This is a genomic window from Pseudomonas sp. BN606 (assembly GCF_029873115.1).
Taxonomy (GTDB): Bacteria; Pseudomonadota; Gammaproteobacteria; order Pseudomonadales; family Pseudomonadaceae; genus Metapseudomonas.
The window spans coordinates 1-15,124 of record NZ_SSOF01000073.1 but is presented as its reverse complement, the minus strand read 5'-3'; the positions used below and the strand labels follow the sequence as shown (position 1 = coordinate 15,124).

Below are 15,124 nucleotides of genomic sequence, written 5' to 3'. Positions count from 1 at the left end.
AGTCTGTTTCCCCAGCGACGGGGTTTCCAGAATGGCGGCCGCTCAGTCTTCTCAACCGAAAGGCCCGCACATGAACACCGCAATCCCGGAACCGACCTACGACTACAAGGTGGTTCGCCAGTTCGCCCTGATGACGCTCGTCTGGGGCATCGTCGGCATGGGCATGGGCGTGTTCATCGCCGCCCAGCTCGTCTGGCCGGCGCTGAACCTCGACCTGCCCTGGACCAGCTTCGGCCGCCTGCGCCCGCTGCACACCAACCTGGTGATTTTCGCCTTCGGCGGTAGTGCCCTGTTCGCTACCAGCTACTACACGGTGCAGCGCACCTGCCAGGCACGATTGTTCGGTGGTGGGCTTGCTGCCTTCACCTTCTGGGGCTGGCAGGCACTGGTGGTGATCCTCCTGGTCACCCTGCCCCAGGGCCTGACCACTACCAAGGAATACGCCGAGGTGGAGTTCACCGGCGCGGTATGGATGGGCATCGTCTGGATCGCTTACGCGGTGGTGTTCTTCGGTACGGTGATGAAGCGCAAGACCAGGCACATCTATGTGGGCAACTGGTTCTTTGGCGCCTTCATCGTGGTCACCGCGATGCTGCACATCGTCAACCACATGGCCATTCCGGTGAGCTGGTTCAAGTCGTACTCGGTCTATTCCGGCGCTACCGACGCCATGGTGCAGTGGTGGTACGGGCACAACGCCGTGGGCTTTTTCCTGACTACCGGCTTCCTCGGAATGATGTACTACTTCATTCCCAAGCAGGCCGGGCGCCCGGTGTACTCCTACCGCCTGTCCATCGTGCACTTCTGGGCACTGATCACCCTGTACATCTGGGCCGGCCCGCACCACCTGCACTACACCGCCCTGCCGGACTGGGCCCAGTCCCTCGGCATGGTGATGTCGATCATCCTGCTGGCGCCGAGCTGGGGCGGCATGATCAACGGCATGATGACCCTCTCCGGGGCCTGGCATAAGTTGCGCGAGGACCCGATCCTGCGCTTCCTCGTGGTGTCGCTGGCCTTCTATGGCATGAGCACTTTCGAAGGCCCGATGATGGCCATCAAGACCGTAAACGCGCTGTCCCACTACACCGACTGGACCATCGGCCACGTACACGCCGGAGCGCTGGGCTGGGTGGCGATGATCACCATCGGCTCGCTCTACCACCTGATCCCGCGCCTCTACGGCCGCGCGCAGATGCACAGCACCGGCCTGATCAACGCCCACTTCTGGCTGGCCACCATCGGCACCGTTCTGTACATCGCCTCCATGTGGGTCAACGGCATCACCCAGGGCCTCATGTGGCGCGCGGTGAACGAGGATGGCACCCTCACCTATTCCTTCGTCGAAGCGCTGGAAGCCAGCCACCCCGGATTCGTGGTGCGCATGGTGGGTGGCATCTTCTTCGTCACCGGCATGCTGCTGATGGCCTGGAACACCTGGCGCACGATCCGCGTCGGTGATACGCGCGCCACCGACGCGGTCCCGCAGGCGGTGGCCCATGGATAGCGAAAGCGCATACGCCCTGCTTAGCCTGGCTGCCCTGACCTTCTTCTACCTCGCCATCCAGGCCAGCCTGGGTGGCAGGAGCCAACGCCAACTGGACGAAGCCACCATGCTGCCCTTTGCCGACGACGAGCCCGTAGCCAGGCGAATGGAACGCGCCACCGCCCGCAGCAGCACGGGGTGCAGCTGTCCGGGTCGGTGTGATGGGGGGTGCGAGCGGCGAATAGAACTGGATGCCTGAGGTGAAGAACACCTGTAGGGGCAAATTCATTCGCATCTACAGGCCGGAGGTCTGCCCTGCGAAGCCGGTGAGGGGCAGCGGAGCTGCCCTTGGCGATTGAAATCGCCCCTCCAAGCTATTCATCCGCCACACACTACCTACCAGTAGTTCTCCACCGCCACCTGCCCCGGCCGGCGGGTCAGGCTCAGGTTCATGTCGCGCTTTTTCAGCACCGCGCGGGTGTCGTCGATCATCTGCGGGTTACCGCAGAGCATCACGCGGGAGTGCTCCGGGGTGAGTTCCAGGCCGGCGGCGCGTTCCAGCTCGCCGTTCTCGATCAACGTAGTGATACGCCCATGCAGCGCGCCGGGCACTTCCTCGCGGGTCACCACAGGGATGTACAGCAGCTTGTCGGCCACGCCTTCCAGGTAATCGCGGTTCTTCAGGTCGTCAATCAGCGGCTGATAAGCCAGCTCCGCAGCCTGGCGCACGCTGTAGACGAGGATGATCCGTTCGAAACGCTGCCAGACCTCCAGGTCCTGGAGGATCGACAGGAACGGCGCCAGCCCAGTGCCGGTAGCCAGCAGCCAGAGGTCGCGACCATCGACGAAACGGTCGAGGGTGAGGAAGCCGAAGGACGTCTTGTCCACCATCAGGGTGTCGCCTACCGCGAGGCGCGACAGCTCACTGGTGAATTCGCCCCCCGGTACGACGATGGAGAAGAACTCCAGGTGCTCGTCATGGGGCGCCGAGACCATGGAATAGGCGCGCCAGACGGTGCTGCCGTCGGCCTTGGTCACGCCCAGGCGGGCGAACTGCCCGGCTCTGAAGCGATACCCCGCGTCACGGGTCGTGCGCAGGGTGAACAGGCTGGGCGTCAGGGTCTCGACATCCAGCAGGGTCTGACGGGTGAACTTCTCTTCGCTGGCGGTCATACTCCGCTCCCACTCTTTCCGATTCGTTCAAAGGCCGCTTCAGTGTCTCGCAAAGCGGCCTTCAGAAACACCGCCGGTTCTTATGCCTATATTTGCTACGCCTTTTGCCCAGCTCGATCTCGTTCGCCAGCCCGAACAGCAGGACGACCCGCTGCAGGCCTTCGATGCCGCCGATGAGTACCTGCTCAACCACCTGCACGAACAGGGCATCGCCAGCGAAACGCGCATCCTGGTGCTGAATGACAGCTTCGGCGCGCTGGCCGCCAGCCTGGCCACCCACGCGCACGTCACCAGCAGCGGCGACTCCCACCTCGGCCACATCGCCCTGCAACGCAATCTGGCACGCAACGAACTGGATGCCGGGCGCGTGCGCTTCGTGGCCGCAAGTGAACTGGCCGAAGGCCCGTTCGACCGGGTACTGGTGCGCGTTCCCAAAACCCTGGCACTGCTGGAGGAACAACTGATCCGCCTGCATGGCCAACTCGCCCCCGGCGCCACGGTGGTAGCCGCGGGTATGGTCAAGCACCTGCCCCACGCCGCTGGCGACCTGCTGGAGAAATACATCGGCCCGATGCAGCCATCTCTGGCGGTGAAGAAGGCACGCCTGCTGATCGCCACGGCCGAACAGAAGCCGGCACCTGCTTCGCCCTACCCCACCCGCTACCAACTGGACCAGCCACGCCTGACGCTGATCAACCACGCCAACGTGTTCTGCCGCGAAGGCCTGGACATTGGCACCCGTGCCTTTCTTCCGCACCTGCCGCGCAGCCTGGCGGATATCCGTGCGGCAGACCTGGGCTGTGGCAATGGCGTTCTCGGCATCGTTTATGCGCTGGCCAACCCGCAGGCGCAGATGACCCTGGTGGACGAGTCCTACATGGCCGTCCAGTCGGCGAAGGAGAATTGGCGCGCGGCACTGGGCGAACGCCCTGCGGATATCCGGGCAGGCGACGGTCTGGCAGAGCAGCCGGGGGATTCGCTGGACCTGGTGCTGTGCAATCCGCCGTTCCACCAGCAGCAGGTTGTAGGCGATTTCCTCGCCTGGCGCATGTTCGTGCAAGCGCGCAATGCACTGGTGAAAGGTGGCGAGCTATGGATCGTGGGCAATCGCCACCTGGGCTACCACGCCAAGCTCAAGCGTCTATTCCGGGGCGTGGAGCAGGTGGCGGCGACACCGAAGTTCGTGGTGTTGAAGGCGAGCAAATAGCTGCACCAGGCCACTGAAACCTTGTAGGGGCGAATTCATTCGCCCCTACAAGTAATGAGAGAGCACGCCTAGTGCGTACTCAACCCCGCCGCCGTCATGAACATCCGCAGCACGTAGGCCACAGCGCCAAGCGCCAACACGCTGAGGGCCCAGATACCCACCAGCCAGCCGAGGCGCTGCCAAAGCGGTTTCTTCTCTGACTTATCCACAGGCCGCTCCTAGTGGTAGCCGTCTTCCTGGGTCACCTTGCCGCGGAACACGTAGTAGCTCCAGGCGGTGTACATCAGGATGAAGGGGATGATGAACAGCGCGCCCACCAACATGAACCCCTGGCTCTGCGGCGGTGCCGCTGCTTCCCAGATGGAAATGGACGGTGGGATTACGTTGGGCCAGAGGCTGATGCCCAGGCCGCTGTAGCCGAGGAAGATCAGCACCAGCGTCAGCACGAAGGGCGCGTGGTGGGCGTTGTTCGCCACGGCGCGCAGCAACGCCCAGGTGCACACCAGCACCAGGATCGGTACCGGCATGAACCAGAACAGGTTGGGCAGACTGAACCAGCGGGTAGCGATTTCCTCGTGGGCCAGCGGCGTCCAGATGCTGACGAGGCCGGTAATCGCCAGCATCACCAGCACCAGCGGTCGCGCCAGGTCGTGCATCTGCTGCTGCAAGCGGCCTTCGGTCTTCATGATCAGCCAGGTGCAGCCGAGCAGCGCGTAAGCGGCGATCAGACCCAGGCCGCAGAACATCGGGAAAGGCGCCAGCCAGTCCAGCGAGCCACCGGCAAAGGTGCGGTTCACCACCGGGATGCCCTCGATGAACGCGCCCAGCGCAACACCCTGGAAGAACGTGGCGGCGATGGAGCCGCCGATGAACGCCTTGTCCCACAGGTGGCGCTTGGCCGGCTTGGCCTTGAAGCGGAACTCGAAGGCCACGCCACGGAAGATCAACCCCAGCAGCATCAGGATCAGCGGCAGGTAGAGCGCCGAAAGCACCACCGAGTACGCCAGCGGGAAAGCGCCGAACAGGCCGGCGCCCCCCAGGATCAGCCACGTCTCGTTGCCGTCCCAGACCGGCGCGACGGTGTTCATCATCACGTCGCGCTCGCCGTCATCCTTGACGAAGGGGAAGAGGATGCCGATTCCGAGATCGAAACCATCCATCACCACGTACATCATCACGCCGAAGATGATGATGATGGCCCAGATCAGTGAAAGGTCTACGCCCATGGTTCAGCTCCTTACCTCGGTAACGTTGTCGTCATCGTCCATACCCTCTTCGGTCGCCGAGAGCGGGCGTGCAGGCGTGCGGTGCTGGCCGGGGCCGCCGATACCCTGTTCCTTGCCCTCGTGGGTGACCGGGCCCTTGCGCACCAGGCGCATCATGTAGCCCAGGCCCGCGCCGAAGAGCACGAAGTACACCACCACGAAGCTCACCAGGGTCAGGCTCATCTGCGTCACGCTGTGGTTGGACACCGCATCGGCCGTGCGCATCAAGCCATAGACCACCCAGGGCTGGCGGCCCATCTCGGTGGTGAACCAGCCGGCGAGGATCGCGATCAACCCGGACGGGCCCATCCACAAGCACAGGTAGAGGAACGGCCGGGACTGGAACAGCCCGCCGCGCCAGCGCAGCCACAGACTCCAGATGCCGGTGAGGATCATCAGCATGCCCAGGCCCGCCATGATGCGGAATGACCAGAACACCACAGTGGAGTTGGGCCGGTCTTCCTTGGGGAACTCCTTCAGCGCCGGTACCTGCTTGTCCAGGCTGTGGGTCAGGATCAGGCTGCCGAGATAGGGAACCTCGACCTTGAAGCGGGTTTCCTCACGCTCCATGTCCGGCCAGCCGAAGAGGATCAGCGGGGTGGCTTCGCCACTGCTGTTGTCCCAGTGGCCTTCCATCGCGGCGATCTTCGCCGGCTGGTGCTTGAGGGTATTGAGGCCGTGCAGGTCACCGATGAACGCCTGTACCGGGGCCACGATCAGCGCCATCCACATGGCCATGGAGAGCATCTTGCGGATCGCCGGGTTGTCGCGGCCGCGCAGCAGGTGCCAGGCCGCCGAGGCGCCGACGAAGAAGGCGGTGGCGAGGAAGGCGGCGGTGGCCATGTGCAGCAGGCGATAGGGGAAGGACGGGTTGAAGATCACCGCCAGCCAGTCCACCGGTACCACGCGGCCGTCGATGATCTCGAAGCCCTGCGGGGTCTGCATCCAGCTATTGGAGGCGAGGATCCAGAAGGTGGAAATGATGGTGCCGATGGCCACCATCACCGTGGAGAAGAAGTGCAGGCTCGGACCCACGCGATTCCATCCGAACAGCATGACGCCAAGGAAGCCGGCCTCCAGGAAGAAGGCAGTGAGCACCTCATAGGTCAGCAGCGGCCCGGTGACCGCACCAGCGAAGTCGGAGAAGGCACTCCAGTTGGTACCGAACTGGTAGGCCATGACCAGGCCCGAGACCACGCCCATGCCGAAGTTCACGGCGAATATCTTCGACCAGAAGTGATAGAGGTCGCGGTAGACCTCCTCGCAGGTCTTCAGCCACAACCCTTCCAGGACGGCGAGGTAGCTCGCCAGGCCGATGGTGATGGCCGGGAAGATGATGTGGAAGGACACGGTGAAGGCGAACTGCATTCGGGCGAGATCGAGAGCCTCCAATCCGAACATGGCGAATCCTCTAATCAGATTGATACGGGTACAGGTCCCGAACGACTCCATCGGATAGAGGAGCCGGGCCGGACCGAATTGTTCTTGTGGGGTCTGCTGCGACTGGATGCGGGCCAGGTCGGCCCTTCACAAACCCGCGCCGGGGGTTTTGACGCGGATCAAGCAATGCATAGAGAGTAGCCGGTCAAGGCATTTTGGAAGCTGTGGTTCGTTGCCGCGCGACAGGTTGCCGCGCGGCCGCGCGCCGCATGGAGTGCGGGGGACTGTAGGTTTTGGCAGAGCGCAGCGAAGCCCAACGACGCGCTTGTTTCGGATTTGCTGGGTTTCGCTGCGCTCTACGCCAACCTACGGTAGAAGTGCCTCGGGGCTGTCCACATCCCGCAGCACCCCCGGATCGTCCACCCCAACCGCCACCCAGGCGGCCGCATGGGCACGCAGAACCCGGCGCGCCCCTTCATCGCCGGTCAAGGCGCAGAGTTCCGGCCAGAATTCCCGGCCGAACAGCACGGGATGACCACGCTCATCGTGATGGACAGGGAAAACGATACGGCCCGGCGCAGCCTTGGCCAGTAGCGCGCGGAGGCTGGATTCAGCGATCCAGGGCATGTCCCCGAGCAATACGGCGATGGCGTCGGCCTCGCCATTGGCAAGTGCCCGCGCACCGGCCGCGAGGCTGTGGCCCATGCCCCGCCCGGCATCTTCACAAAGGATGATGTTGCAGCCCTCCGGCAACCCCAACACCGTCGGGTCGTCCTCCGGGCGCAGCACCACTTGCACCTCGTCGAACACCGTCCTGGCCCGCTCAAGACTGGCTGCCAGCAGCGTGCGGCCGTCGGCCAGGGTGGCGCGACGCTTGTCGCTGCCAAAGCGGGTACCGAAGCCAGCGGCGAGGATCAGGGCGGGGACATTGGACATCCTTCATCTCCCGGGGCGATGGAACTGTAGGGGATTGGTGCGACTGACTTCGTTTGATCAAACCCTTTCCCGCGCAATCCCATTACGAACCCGCAGGATATCCGCGAGCACCGCCAGGGCGATTTCGGACGGGGTCTTGCTGCCCAGGTTGAGGCCAATGGGAGCAATGATGCGGTCGAGTTCCGCCTCGTTCAGGCCGCCGATCCGCCGCAGGCGCTCCATACGCTTGGCGCTGGTGGCCATGGAGCCCATCACGCCGATGTAGAAAGCCTCGGTGCGCACCGCTTCGATCATCGCCAGATCGTCGATCTTAGGATCGTGGGTCAGGGCGACCACGGCGGTATCGGCATGACAGCCGCCCAGGCGGATGAACTCCGAGGGCAGTTCGCGGCGGATTTCCACGCCCGGCAGCTCGACGCCCTGCAGCGCCTCGTCACGCGGGTCGCAGAGCACCACTTCAAAGCCCAGGCTCTGGCCAAACTCGGCGCATACCTGGGCCACCGTGGAGTAACCCGCCAGCAGCAGGCGCTGGGCGGCACCGACGCGCAGGTGCAGCAGGTCGCCCAGGCGCTCCACCCGCGGGCCATGCTCGCGGTCCGGCAACAACCGACGCGCGCCCTCGGGCAGGGCGACCTCGCGGATCAAGCGGCGCTGGCCGGCCAAGGCCGTTTCCAGCTCTCGCAGGTGCGCCTGGACATCACAATCGGAGGGCAGGTTTTCCACCAGCACGTCGAGAATGCCGCCGCAGGGCAGACGGATCGACGAATGGGTATCGCTGCCGTCGCCATAACGCACCAGCTGAACCGGCTCGGCGAAGGCACCGGCGACCAGGCGTTCGAGGAAGTCATCCTCGACACAACCGCCCGACAGCGAGCCGATCCAGTGCCCGTCGGCGGTGGCCGCCAGCAGGGAACCCGGCGCGCGAGGCGCCGAGCCATAGGTCGCGAGGACCGTGCAGAGCCACACGCGCTGGCCAGAAGCGGACCACTCCAGCGCCTTGCGCACCACCAGCAGATCGAGGTGTTGCATCGTGGGAAATACCCTAATCAGTGAGACGACAGGACCTCGCCGCGCAGCTCCGACACCCGCTCAGGGCTCACCTCACCCTCAAGTCCGCCCCAGGTCTGGCGCAGGTAATTGAGCAGGTCGCGCATCTGGCCGTCATCGAGTTTATCCCTGAAGCCGGGCATTGGCTGCATCCGTTCGAAACCGGTGAACTGCTGTTCGCGAATGCCGTCGTCGATCACCCGTAGCAGGTTGCGGGAATCCGCCAGGCGCAGGGTGGTGTTGCCGTTCATGGCAACCGCCACGTGCGGCACGCCCTCTCCTGCCGCGCCATGGCAACCGGCACAGACGTTGAGGTAGTCCTGGCGACCGCGAGCGGCGCTTTCGCCCAGCTCAGCCTCGGCCACGGCGGCTATCTTGCGCGGCGCCGGCGGCTCTTCGCCCAGCAGGTAGGTGGCCATGGCGCGGTGATCATCCTGAGGCAGGTACTGAGTGCTGTGGTGCAGCACCGGGTACATCTCGTTGAATACCGAACCCTGATCGCTGATGCCGTGCTTGAGGAAGGTGGACAAGTCGTCCGTGGTCCAGCCGCGCTCGGCCAGGTCCTTGGCCAACAGGCTCGGTGCCTCGTAGCCGAGGATCACGCCGCCGGTCATGCGCAGGTCCTGCTGCAGGGCACCCAGCGCGTTACGCGGGGTATGGCACTCGCCGCAGTGGCCGAGCACTTCCACCAGGTACTGCCCGCGCTGCCACTCCTCGCCCTTGCCATCAGCCGCTTCGAGCTGCACCCGGTTCTTGTAAAGCATGTTCCAGAAGGTCATGCCGAAGCGGACGTTGAACGGGAAGGCCAGGTCGGTCTTCGGGCTCGGTTTGGCAATGGGCTCCAGGCTCATCAGGTAGGCGTAGATGGCGTCGGAGTCTTCACGCTTGAGCAGGTGGTACGAGGTGTAGGGCATGGCGGGGTAGAGCTTGCCACCGTCCTTGCGCTCACCCTGGGTCACCGCCTTGAAGAACTCGTCGGCACTGTACTGACCGATGCCGTGCTCCTTGTCCGGCGTGATGTTGGTGCCGTAGATGGTGCCGAATGGGGACACCAGCGGCAGGCCGCCGGCGTACTCGGCGCCGCCTTCGATGCTGTGGCAGGCCACGCAGTCGGCGGCGCGGGCCAGGTACTTGCCGCGCTCGATCAGCGCCTTGTCCGCGGGCTGTTCAGCGGCAGGGGCAGTCAGGGGCAGCAGCAGCGCCGCGAGGAGAATTGCACGCATCCTTAACCCTCCTTGACCAGGCCGAGACCTTCTACCACTTCGCGCGCGGCGTTGTAGTAGCGGACGTAGCCGGTGCAGCGGCAGATGTGGTTGCCCAGGGCCTGTTCGATCTCCCCTTCCAGTTCACTGCGCTTGACCGGCTGGCGCTGGAGCTTTTCCACCAGCACGGTGGCGGCGTTGACGTAGCCGGGGGTGCAGTAGCTGCACTGGAAGGCGAACTGGTCGATGAACTTCTGCTGGATCGGATTCAGCTCGGTGACTTCACCCTTGGCATCGCGCTTGGCGTGGCCTTCGATGGTGCGCACCTTCTTGCCATCGAAGAAATGCGCGCCAGTAATGCAGGTGCGGATCTCCTCGCTGGTGCCATCGGGCTTGTCGAGGATCGCCACGCAGGCGTGGCAGATACCCTGGCCGCAGCCCAGGCGCGAACCGGTCAGGTTCAGGTGTTCGTGGAGGAACTCGATCATCATCAGGTCGTCATCCACGGTGAACGGACCGATGGCCTGGCCGTTGAGGGTCATGCTGAGGGCGCGCTTAGCCATGGAGGGCCTCCTTGATGCGGGCCGGAGTCAGGGGAAGGTCGCGCAGGCGCTTGCCGGTGGCGTGGGCCACGGCGTTCACGATGGCGCCGACCACCGGGATCATCACCACTTCGGCAATGCCCTTGGCCGGGTCACTGGGCGACAGCGGCGGGAGGATTTCGGCGGTCTGTTTCCACACTGCACAGTCCTTGGCGCGAGGCAGCTGGTAACGGTTGAAGTTCCAGGTGCCCTCACCGGGGCCGCCCTCGTACAACGGCATTTCTTCCAGCAATGCGTGACCAATGCCCATGGCGATACCGCCTTCGAGCTGGCCGCGCACCAGCTCCGGCACGATGACCCGGCCGCACTCGAGCCAGGAGTGATGATTGATCACTCGCGCTTCGCCACTGCCCTTGTTCACCTTCAATTCGACCAGGGTCGCCACCGGGCTGTAGTAGGTGACCATGGCGTTGTTCAACTGGGTTGGCGGATAGGTGATGGCGGTACGGTCCAGCAGGTGGTAGCCGTGGCTGGTCATCTTCGCCTTCTTCTCCTTGGCGGCACCGTCACCGTACTTAACGGCCACGGCGTCCAGCGGGAAGGTGTCGCGTTTGCCGTCTATGTCGAACTCGCCCTCGGCCCAGGCCCAGCGGTTGAAACCGTGGACGCTGACTCCGGTGACCAGGCCCAGCTCGTGGGCCTTGTGCGCCAGCACCTCGAAGGGGATCGGCGGCAGGCCGTTGGCGGTCAGTTTGCCTTCCACCCAATGGGCGTCCTCGCGACGTACGACGTAGGGGTTGGCCAGGCCGCCAAACTCGCCGCGGCCCCAGATGCTCAGCGCCGCCGGCCACAGGCCGTGGTTGAAGAGGATGCGTGCCGCCTCGCGGGTGCCATGACCCGAGTAATAGGCCGAGTTGGTGGCCGAGGACGGCGACGCCAGCTTGCCGACCCAGCGCGGGTTCTTCAGCGCGGCATCCTGTTCAGCCTGGCTGATCAGGTAAGGGTTGCCGCTGGTGGTCAGGTCCAGTTCGGCCCACTCGGTGACGCCGGTGCGGATTTCATGCGCCGGACGGCCCAGGTAGTCAGCCACCAGCAGCGCCTGGGAGGTGGCCATGCCGGTGCCCATGTCGATGGCGATCTGGCGCAGCGTCACGCGGCCATCGGCAGTGAACTCGATGCTGGCCATCGGCGCCTCGGAGCCGGTGCCGAAGTCCTTCTGGCAGATGGCGAAGCCAACGCCGTAGTAGTTGTCCGGGTCCTTCGCCTCTTCCTCGCGCTTGCGTGCATCGCGGTTCTTCCAGACCTCGTGCTGCGCGGCCTTGTCGAGGATTTCCTCCAGGCGCAAGGCACCGGCGGGAATGGCGCCCTGGGTGTTCTTCATGCCGGACTTGAAGACGTTCTTGCGGCGCAACTCAATGGGGTCGACGCCTAAGCGCGCGGCGACCTCGTCCACCATCATCTCGGTGGCGGCCATGGTCTGCAGGGTGCCGTAGCCGCGCATGGAGCCGGCTTCGACGCCACGGGAGTGATAGGCGGTGGCGGCCAGATCGCTCTGCGGCAGGTAGTAGATGGACTGCGCGGCGGTAGCACCCACGGCGGCGACCGAGGGGCTGTAATTGATGCGTCCGCCACCGTCGACGTCCATGTGAGCACGGAAGATCTGGAACGACAGGTCGTCCTTCTTCACGGCCAGTTGGTAATGCATGTCGAAGGGGTGGCGCTTGATACCGCTCTGGAACTGCTCGTATCGGTCATTGGCCAGGCGCACCGGCACGCCGTCGCCGTAAATCGCCGCCAGGGCGGCGTAGAACACGAAAATGTTGTTGTCCTTGGAGCCGTAACCGACGGTGTAGCCGGGGTGCATGTTCAGCTTCTGCACCTTGAAGCGCGACGGCGCCAACATGTGCGCGGTCTGCTCGGCCACTTCGAAGGGGCACTGGGTGGCGACGACGAAATGCAGGGTGCCGGTAGCCGGGTCGTACCAGCCGTTGCCGTTGTCCGCTTCCAGGGCGGCCGGCTCGATGGACTGGGTCTTGAAGCGCTCGTCGAAGACCATCCAGCCTTCCGGCGGATTGGCCAGCTTCGACTGCATCTGCTCGGCGTGGTAGATGCCCTGGGCGGTCAGGTCGCCCGCCGGGTTGCCGGCGCCCCAGGTGGGTTTGCGCTCACGGATCAGCGGGAACAGCATGCTGTCCTTCAGGCTGGAGAAGGTGTCCGGCTCGAAAGGCGTGGCCCCGCCAACGCGCACGAAGCGGAAACTGCCGTAGGGGTCGCGCTGGTACAGCGGAGCCTGGGCGCCGTAGCGCACCACCTTCTCGTTGAACTTGAGGATGTTCTTCGCGCGGCGGTAGCGGTCGAAATCCTTCCAGATCAGCAGCGCGACCGGGTGGCCGATGAACATGGGCACTTGGCCTTCCGGCAGGAAGGGGTCCGGGCTGTGGCCTTCGGGGAAGGCGATGCCGTCGCGCGCCAGATCGGCGGCGGTCACCACGCGATCCGGTTTCAGCTCTTCGCCCAGCATCGACAGGTCGAAACCTTGATAGAGGTGATCGGCACGGGTGGCCTTGAGCAGCAGCGCGTGGCCTTGCTGCTGCGGCCAGCCCGGCATGTCCTTGGCGCGGATATCACGGGCGAACACCTTGCCGCCGCAGACCTTGCTGACACCGTCAATTCGCCCACGGGCCTGGCCACCCGCGGTGTACCAGGGCTCGGGCGTGCGGGTGACCTGTTCTTCGAACAGAGCGGCGAAGGCCTTGCTGCCCAAGGGTGCAAGGGTGATGCCGATGCCGGCGACGACGCTGCCTTGCAGGAAGGCGCGACGGGATAACTCAGGAGTGGACATGCCCGTTCCTCATCGACCGGCGTTGGCCGGCGCTTTTCTTTGTGCAAACACGGTTGTCGGCCCTTCCGGAGAGAAGGGTCGTAGATATGAGAGTAGTCGGAGGGATTAACCTGACTTGAAAGTCAAATTCTAACGAAATCACTGACAGAGACAAAGGGTAAATCTGTCTCTTTGGTCAGAAATTTCCGAAGAGCAGGCGCTGATCGAACGCTCGGTTCGGCAAATGCAACCGCATGTTTCCGCCGCCGTGCTAGGCTGCGCCATCGATAGCAGCCTAAGCTTTTTCCGGATATGTCTCAGGCCCTCCTCCTACGCCACCATCGTCCTTTCCTGGCTTTCTGGTTCGCCCGCGTCTGCACGGCAAGCGGTTTCCAGATGATCACAGTCGCCATCGGCTGGCATATCTACGAACTCACCGGCAACGTGCTCGACCTGGGCCTGGTGGGTCTGGTGGAGTTCCTGCCGCGCGTGCTGTTCATGCTGCACACCGGGCATGTGGCCGACCGCTTCGACCGTCGCCGCGTCGCCGCGATCTGCCAGGTTCTCCAGGCCCTGGTGGCAGGCGTGCTGGTATTCGCCAGCGCCACCGACAGCGCCAGCCGCGAACTGATCTTCCTGATGGCCTTCGTCCTCGGCGCCGCCCGGGCGTTCGAGATGCCGGCTACCCAGGCGTTGCTGCCGAACGTAGTGCCCAAGGAACTCTTCCCCCGCGCGGTGGCGGCCTCGGCTTCGGCCATGCAGGCGGCCACCATCGTCGCGCCGGCCCTTGGTGGCCTGCTCTACGCCTTCGGCAGCCTGTGGGTCTACGGTCCCACGGCGGTCCTCTATATAGCCGCCTGCGTCCTGATGCTGGGCCTCTCCAGCAGGCAGCAGCCGGCCAACAAGGCTCCGGCCAACCTGGAAAACCTGCTGGCGGGCATCCGTTTCATCCGTAGCCGCCCGGACATCCTCGGCGCCATTTCCCTGGACCTCTTCGCCGTGCTGCTGGGTGGTGCCACCGCCCTGCTCCCGGTGTTCGCCAAGGACATCCTGCTCACCGGCCCCTGGGGCCTGGGCCTGCTGCGTTCGGCACCGGCGGTCGGTGCATTGCTGATGTCCTTCTGGCTGGCGCGATTCCCCATCGAACGCAACGTGGGCCGGATCATGTTCACCTCGGTCGGGATCTTCGGCGTAGCGACCATCGCCTTCGGGCTATCCACCTCCTTCTGGTTCTCCCTGGCGGTGCTGGCGGTGCTCGGCGCGGCGGACATGATCAGCATGGTGATTCGCGGCGCCTTCGTGCAGCTGCATACCCCGGACGAGATGCGCGGCCGCGTGAGTGCGGTGAACGGGCTGTTCATCGGCGCTTCCAACCAGTTGGGTGAGTTCGAGTCCGGCGTTACCGCCGCCTGGTTCGGCACCGTTCCGGCGGTGGTCATGGGCGGCGTTGGCACACTGATCGTGACCGGGCTGTGGATGAAGCTGTTCCCCGGCCTGGCCAAGCGGGACAAGCTGCACTGACACCACGAGTTCCGTAAACGGGCTGGGCGGTGCTCCGTCCCAGCTCACCAACGCATGCATGGATTAACGTCTGGAGAAGGTGAGTTTTCCGCCTTCCGGCTCCAGCAATCGCTTTAGTTGACACCGCAACGCACTCCCACGCTTCCGACACGACGACGCTTGTTTTCCAGCAATCATTCCGAACCGGTCTGATAGCGGCGGGCCGGTGTGAGCGGCAACCTTCGGCGTTTGTTTCTGACGACGGAAGGTTCAACCGCATGCTCGCTGCAATCCGCCCCTTCTTCGATCACAGCCGCCACCAGCTCAAGGTCCGCAACCTCGACGCCACGCTCGACGTGCTCGCCTTCCAGGGCGAGGAGGCGCTCAGCGAGCCGTTCCGCTACCGCATCGAGTTCACCTCCAGCCAGCGCGATCTGCCGGTTGACCAGCTCCTGGGGCAGGACGCCGCGTTCAGCCTCTACCCGTCGCCCATGCCGCTCCCCATCATCGGCCTCAGCCCGCCGGTGAACCGGCCGCTGCGCACCTTGCATGGCGTCCTCACCGG

The 15,124-nt window shown here is 64.5% G+C and carries 13 protein-coding genes and 1 pseudogene; 5 read left to right on the top strand and 9 right to left on the bottom strand.

Going from position 1 to position 15,124, the window contains the following annotated elements:
* Window positions 1–70 precede the first annotated feature (70 nt).
* A complete protein-coding gene (gene ccoN / locus E8E75_RS15150) occupies window positions 71–1,507 on the top strand; it encodes a cytochrome-c oxidase, cbb3-type subunit I (protein ID WP_280359355.1) in 1,437 nt (478 codons plus the stop codon).
* Window positions 1,500–1,745, top strand: coding sequence for a cbb3-type cytochrome c oxidase subunit 3 (locus tag E8E75_RS15145; protein WP_153921595.1), 246 nt, complete (start codon window positions 1,500–1,502; stop codon window positions 1,743–1,745). Before ccoN ends, E8E75_RS15145 begins: the two co-directional genes overlap by 8 nt.
* Before the next feature lie 137 nt (window positions 1,746–1,882).
* Here the strand turns inward: E8E75_RS15145 and E8E75_RS15140 are convergent, their stop codons facing one another.
* A complete protein-coding gene (locus E8E75_RS15140) occupies window positions 1,883–2,659 on the bottom strand; it encodes a ferredoxin--NADP reductase (protein ID WP_120653031.1) in 777 nt (258 codons plus the stop codon).
* 82 nt (window positions 2,660–2,741) lie between these two features.
* On the opposite strand from E8E75_RS15140, the gene E8E75_RS15135 reads away from it, so the two are divergent.
* A complete protein-coding gene (locus E8E75_RS15135) occupies window positions 2,742–3,866 on the top strand; it encodes a class I SAM-dependent methyltransferase (RefSeq protein ID WP_153921597.1) in 1,125 nt (374 codons plus the stop codon).
* A 68-nt stretch (window positions 3,867–3,934) separates the two neighbouring features.
* Here E8E75_RS15135 and E8E75_RS15130 read toward each other — a convergent pair whose 3' ends face one another.
* The 8 genes from E8E75_RS15130 to E8E75_RS15095 all read right to left on the bottom strand — a co-directional run bounded on the left by E8E75_RS15130 (window position 3,935) and on the right by E8E75_RS15095 (window position 13,080).
* Complete coding sequence (locus E8E75_RS15130; protein ID WP_120653033.1) at window positions 3,935–4,075, bottom strand: DUF2474 domain-containing protein; 141 nt, start codon at window positions 4,073–4,075, stop codon at window positions 3,935–3,937.
* A gap of 9 nt (window positions 4,076–4,084) precedes the next feature.
* Entirely contained in the window at window positions 4,085–5,092 is a 1,008-nt protein-coding gene (cydB, locus tag E8E75_RS15125) for a cytochrome d ubiquinol oxidase subunit II (protein ID WP_153921600.1), read from the bottom strand.
* A gap of 3 nt (window positions 5,093–5,095) precedes the next feature.
* On the bottom strand, window positions 5,096–6,532 hold the full coding sequence (locus tag E8E75_RS15120) for a cytochrome ubiquinol oxidase subunit I (RefSeq protein ID WP_153921603.1): 1,437 nt from the start codon (window positions 6,530–6,532) through the stop codon (window positions 5,096–5,098).
* A 345-nt stretch (window positions 6,533–6,877) separates the two neighbouring features.
* Window positions 6,878–7,447: a nucleotidyltransferase family protein gene (locus E8E75_RS15115; RefSeq protein ID WP_153921606.1), complete on the bottom strand. Its 570-nt coding sequence runs from the start codon at window positions 7,445–7,447 to the stop codon at window positions 6,878–6,880.
* 57 nt (window positions 7,448–7,504) lie between these two features.
* Window positions 7,505–8,476, bottom strand: a complete 972-nt coding sequence (locus E8E75_RS15110) for an XdhC family protein (protein WP_120653037.1) — start codon at window positions 8,474–8,476, stop codon at window positions 7,505–7,507.
* 17 nt (window positions 8,477–8,493) lie between these two features.
* Window positions 8,494–9,717, bottom strand: a complete 1,224-nt coding sequence (locus E8E75_RS15105) for a cytochrome c (RefSeq protein ID WP_153921609.1) — start codon at window positions 9,715–9,717, stop codon at window positions 8,494–8,496.
* A 2-nt stretch (window positions 9,718–9,719) separates the two neighbouring features.
* Window positions 9,720–10,259 carry a (2Fe-2S)-binding protein gene (locus E8E75_RS15100; protein ID WP_153921612.1) on the bottom strand — a complete coding sequence of 180 codons (540 nt, stop codon included), beginning with the start codon at window positions 10,257–10,259 and terminating at the stop codon, window positions 9,720–9,722.
* Window positions 10,252–13,080 carry a xanthine dehydrogenase family protein molybdopterin-binding subunit gene (locus tag E8E75_RS15095; RefSeq protein ID WP_153921615.1) on the bottom strand — a complete coding sequence of 943 codons (2,829 nt, stop codon included), beginning with the start codon at window positions 13,078–13,080 and terminating at the stop codon, window positions 10,252–10,254. The genes E8E75_RS15100 and E8E75_RS15095 overlap by 8 nt, the downstream gene beginning before the upstream one ends.
* Before the next feature lie 291 nt (window positions 13,081–13,371).
* Here E8E75_RS15095 and E8E75_RS15090 point away from each other — a divergent pair, with 291 nt between their 5' ends.
* Window positions 13,372–14,580 (top strand): MFS transporter, encoded by a 1,209-nt coding sequence (locus E8E75_RS15090; protein ID WP_120653041.1) that lies wholly within the window; start codon window positions 13,372–13,374, stop codon window positions 14,578–14,580.
* Window positions 14,581–14,837: 257 nt separating this feature from the next.
* Window positions 14,838–15,124 (top strand): annotated as a pseudogene (locus E8E75_RS15085) (type VI secretion system tip protein VgrG); the annotation flags it as partial.